The organism is Grimontia celer (genome assembly GCF_900055185.1).
Classification (GTDB): domain Bacteria; phylum Pseudomonadota; class Gammaproteobacteria; order Enterobacterales; family Vibrionaceae; genus Enterovibrio; species Enterovibrio celer.
In genome coordinates, this window is sequence record NZ_FIZX01000045.1 from 1 (window position 1) to 592 (window position 592).

Genomic DNA, 592 nt, shown 5'->3' on the forward strand with positions numbered 1-592 from the left:
TGCAACAGCTTCCTCTTCGTTAATGCTATCACCAGCCATAATACAGCCAGCTAGAGCACCTTTCTCACGTAGAATACGCGTAAGTTTACGTGTATCAATGTCCGCAATACCTACAACGCCTTTACGTTTAAGGTAGTCATCTAACGTCTCTTGTTGACGCCAGCTGCTAGAGCGTAGAGGTAAATCACGGATAATCAGGCCCGAACACCAAATTTGGTTAGACTCTTCGTCTTCGGCGTTAACGCCAGTGTTACCAATATGTGGGTAGGTCAACGTGACCATTTGTCGAGCATAGGAAGGGTCGGTAAGAATTTCTTGATAACCGGTCATAGAGGTGTTAAATACAACCTCTGCGGTTGAGGAGCCATCTGCCCCGATCGACACCCCTCTGAATCTCGTATGCCGTCTCCTGCTTGAAAAAAAAAATAAAAATCTAATTCCTTCTAATAATCCTCCCGACTCCACACACATCATACCACTCGTCTCTGTAATTGATTCTCACTCTGCAGCAAAGTGAATACTTTCATTTCCAGATTTTTCTCACTTTCATAGCTCCGTTCTTTCCACAACCCTTTGCTGATATCCCTGCAAT

Annotated in this window: 1 protein-coding gene; it reads right to left on the minus strand. The window is 44.4% G+C overall.

What is annotated here, in order from left to right; translation table 11 throughout:
• Positions 1-438: carbamoyl-phosphate synthase domain-containing protein (locus GCE9029_RS25340; RefSeq protein WP_306455720.1), on the minus strand; the 438-nt coding region annotated here is incomplete at its 3' end.
• Between the last annotated feature and the right edge of the window lie 154 nt (positions 439-592).